At 67.1% G+C, this 3,534-nt stretch carries 3 protein-coding genes; 2 read left to right on the top strand and 1 reads right to left on the bottom strand.

Annotation, left to right across the window (positions count from 1 at the left end; genetic code table 11):
* Window positions 1-117 precede the first annotated feature (117 nt).
* Window positions 118-1,044 carry a DUF3027 domain-containing protein gene (locus tag WBQ44_RS03180; RefSeq protein ID WP_495565291.1) on the bottom strand — a complete coding sequence of 309 codons (927 nt, stop codon included), beginning with the start codon at window positions 1,042-1,044 and terminating at the stop codon, window positions 118-120.
* A 40-nt stretch (window positions 1,045-1,084) separates the two neighbouring features.
* On the opposite strand from WBQ44_RS03180, the gene WBQ44_RS03175 reads away from it, so the two are divergent.
* A complete protein-coding gene (locus WBQ44_RS03175; RefSeq protein WP_495565290.1) occupies window positions 1,085-1,921 on the top strand; it encodes a glutaminyl-peptide cyclotransferase in 837 nt (278 codons plus the stop codon).
* A 43-nt stretch (window positions 1,922-1,964) separates the two neighbouring features.
* On the top strand, window positions 1,965-3,534 hold a 1,570-nt coding region (locus WBQ44_RS03170), incomplete at its 3' end, for an MFS transporter (protein WP_495565289.1).

Here is a 3,534-nt window from a genome sequence, read left to right as displayed (position 1 = left end):
CCACCAGGTCGGCCTCGGTGGCGGCGTCCTCCCGCAGTCGCGTGGGCGACGAAGCCCACGCCGCGATCGTGGCCGCGCGCAGAGACTCGGTGTCGAACGGATCCTTCGGTCGGTCGATTACGCGTCCTGCCGAACGTCGGTTGCGGGCGTCTCGTCGGCTACCGGAGCGTCGACCACAGCAGCAGTTTCACCGGCCGCGACGTCACCGGCCGAGACACCGCCGGCCGAGACACCGCCGGCCGAGACACCGCCGGCCGAGACACCGCCGGCCGTGACATCGCCTGCCGTGACATCGAGCGCGGCGTCGTCGTAGGGCTCGAACTGCGGAGAGCCTGCGCCCGTAGGAAGTTCGGTGTCGGAGTGAGCGCCGCAGCCGTACTGGGCGTGGACCACTCGACCGTCGGCCGCAAATTCGTTGCCGCAGACTCCGAATGCCGCGGACAGCGAGCCCGCGATCGGGAGATAGAACCCGCACAGTCCGCAGGTGGATGGAGCTGCCTTGGCCATCTCACTGCCCGGGCCGAACTCGCCCTCGTGCCACCGCTCTGCGGCGTCGAGGCGGCCCTCGCGGCTCGTGACCTGCTTGCGGCCGAGTCCCAGCTCGTAAGCGACGTCGTCGACGGCCGGATCACCGGTGGCGAGATAACCCGGAACGAGTCGCGGATCCTGTTCGCGCGGCGGCAGCAGATCGCCGGGGCCGAGGTCGCCGGCACGGATGCGCTCGTCCCACGGCAACCAACCGGGCGCGACGATCGCGTCGGGGCCGGGGAGAAGAACTATTTCGCTGATGGTCGCGGCGTCGGCCCCGTCGGGTGCGGCGACGACCACGGCCCATTGCCAGCCGCGGTAGCCCGGTAGCTCGGCGCGGAAACGGTGGGTGGCAGCAGTGTGGTCTTCCGCGGTGACGCCGATGTATTCGCCGACCCCGCCTTCTGCTGCATCGATCAGTGCCTGGCGGGCCAACTCCCCGGCCTCGGCTAGGACAGGACGAATCTGGTCGAGCTCTGGAGAAGATGTGAAACTCACACATTCATTTTGCCGCATCACTTCGCAAGCGCCCAGTTCGGGCTGCCATGATGGGGCCATGACGGCCACGTTCCGCGTCCTGTCGACGCTTCTGACGTCGACGGTGGTGCTCGTCGGGTGTTCTTCGTCGACCGCCGCTGACCCAAGCCCCGACAACCCGGGCGCCAAAGATGCAGCGTCGAGCGTCGAGCAATTGACCGTCGAGGTAACGCGCACGCTCCCCCACGACCGCACGGCCTTCACGCAGGGCCTCGAGGTCTCCGGCTCCGAACTGTTCGAGAGCACGGGGCGCAACGGTAGTTCGTGGATCCGGGTGTCCGACCTCGATTCCGGCGCCGAACTGCGGCGGGCCGACCTCTCGGCCGACTACTTCGGCGAAGGACTGACCGTCACGGACGACATCGTGTGGCAGATCACCTGGCGCGACGGTGTCGCCATTGCCCGCGATCTCAACACGCTCGCGGAGGCCCGTCGCGTCGAATACGAGGGTGAGGGGTGGGGTTTGTGCAACACGCCCGAGGCCGGACTCGTCATGAGCGACGGGTCCGAGACGCTCACCTTCCGCGATCCCGTCACGTTCGCGGCGACGTCGACCGTCGAGGTGAGCATGGACGGTGAACCGCTGGCCGACCTGAACGAACTCGAATGTGCCGCGGACGGATCGGTGTACGCCAACGTGTGGCAGACCCACGACATCGCTCGCATCGACCCGAAAAGCGGAGAGGTGACCGCTCTGATCGACGCGGCTCCGCTGTGGGATTCGATGACCGCCGACGAGCGTGCGGGGGCAGATGTGCTCAATGGGATCGCGCAATTGCCGGGCGCCGGGCGCTTTCTCGTAACCGGAAAGCTGTGGCCCACGATGTACGAGGTGGAGTTCACGCCACCTCGGTGAGTCGGTGTACTCGCCCGTCGAAGATTTAGGACAGAATTGACCCGTGACCGATCCACGTGACTCCGACGCCCCCGTGGGTGAGGACCACCCCGGATTCGGCAACTACCCTCCCGCTTCGCCGCCGAGCAGTCTGCGGGATCGCGCTGCCGCGAACGAGCATGTGCCGAGTAGGCGCACGCCGCTCCCTCCACTGCATCCGGCCGCGGCGTCACCGACACGGCCCGAAGCCGAAGCCAAAGCCGAGGGAGCCAAAGCAGAGGGGGCCAAAGCAGAGGGGGCCAAGGCAGAGGGGGCCAAGGCAGAGGCGTCGAAACCGGAGGGGCCGAAACCGCCACCGATGCCGCGAAAGCTGACGGTGACGCGGGTTGCGGCCATGCGCAGTCGAGAGCTCACCGGCAAGGGCATCGCGACGTTCCGGCGGGCAGCGAAAGCCGACGGCGCCGACAAATCCGGGCTCACCGCGCTGACGTACGCGACGATGACGAACTTCGCATCCGACGCAGCCATCGCGGTTGCCCTGGCCAACACCCTGTTCTTCTCCGCGGCGGCCGGTGAGGACAAGCTCAAGGTAGCGCTCTACCTCGTCATCACCATTGCGCCGTTCGCCCTCATTGCCCCGTTGATCGGGCCGATGCTCGACCGTCTGCAGCACGGACGACGAATCGCACTGGCCGTGTCGTTCCTGGTGCGCACAGGACTCGCGGTGGTGCTGGTGTTCAACTTCGACAGCTGGGTGCTCTATCCGGCGGCGCTGGGCATGCTGGTGCTGAGCAAATCATTTGCCGTCCTCAAGAGCGCGGTCACTCCCCGGGTGCTGCCACCGGAAATCGATCTCGTCCGAGTCAACTCTCGGCTGACCGTCTTCGGTCTGCTCGGTGGCACCATCGTCGGCGGCGGTATCGCCGCGGGTATCGCGTTCGTGGCGGGCTCACCCGGCGCGCTGTGGTTCGTCGTCGCGGTCACCCTGTTCGGCGCATACCTGTCCATGCGTATCCCCGCCTGGGTCGAGGTCACCGAAGGTGAAGTACCCGCCACCTTCGGCTACCACGGCTCCGACGCTCAGACCGAGGTCATCTCGCGCGGCAAGCCGACGAGCGCGCCGGCCAAGTCTCGTCGTCAGCCCCTCGGCAAAGCTGTCATCCTCGGGCTCTGGGGTAACGGAACCATCCGGGTGCTCACCGGGTTCCTGACCCTCTACGTCGCGTTCGTCGCCAAATCCCAGACCGATCACGAACCGATCAAGCAGGCCGCGATGCTCGGACTCGTCGGCGCTGCCGCAGGAATCGGCAACTTTGCGGGTAACGCCAGCGGGGCCCGGATGAAGTTGGGCAAGCCCGCCCTCGTCGTCCTGAGATGCACCACCGCGGTCACCGTCGTTGCCATCGTCGCGGCCGTCACCGACAGTCTGCTCACCGCAGCGCTCGCGGCACTCGTCGCTTCATGCGCGAGCGCTCTTGCGAAGGTGTCGCTCGACGCTTCGTTGCAGTCGGACCTACCGCCGGAATCGATTGCCTCGGGATTCGGCCGTTCCGAAACCGTCCTGCAGCTGTGCTGGGTTCTGGGCGGCACGCTGGGCGTACTTCTCCCCACCGAGTTCTGGATCGGCTTCACAG

The sequence above is a fragment of the Rhodococcus sp. (in: high G+C Gram-positive bacteria) genome, assembly GCF_049591685.1.
Lineage (GTDB): Bacteria > Actinomycetota > Actinomycetes > Mycobacteriales > Mycobacteriaceae > Rhodococcoides.
This window is presented reverse-complemented; position numbering and strand designations above follow the sequence as displayed.

Bases quoted from the DNA above. Each gene is read 5' to 3' on its own strand.
- WBQ44_RS03180 (WP_495565291.1), bottom strand. From the start codon at position 1,044: ATGCGGCAAAATGAATGTGTGAGTTTCACATCTTCTCCAGAGCTCGAC.
- WBQ44_RS03175 (WP_495565290.1), top strand. From the start codon at position 1,085: ATGACGGCCACGTTCCGCGTCCTGTCGACGCTTCTGACGTCGACGGTG.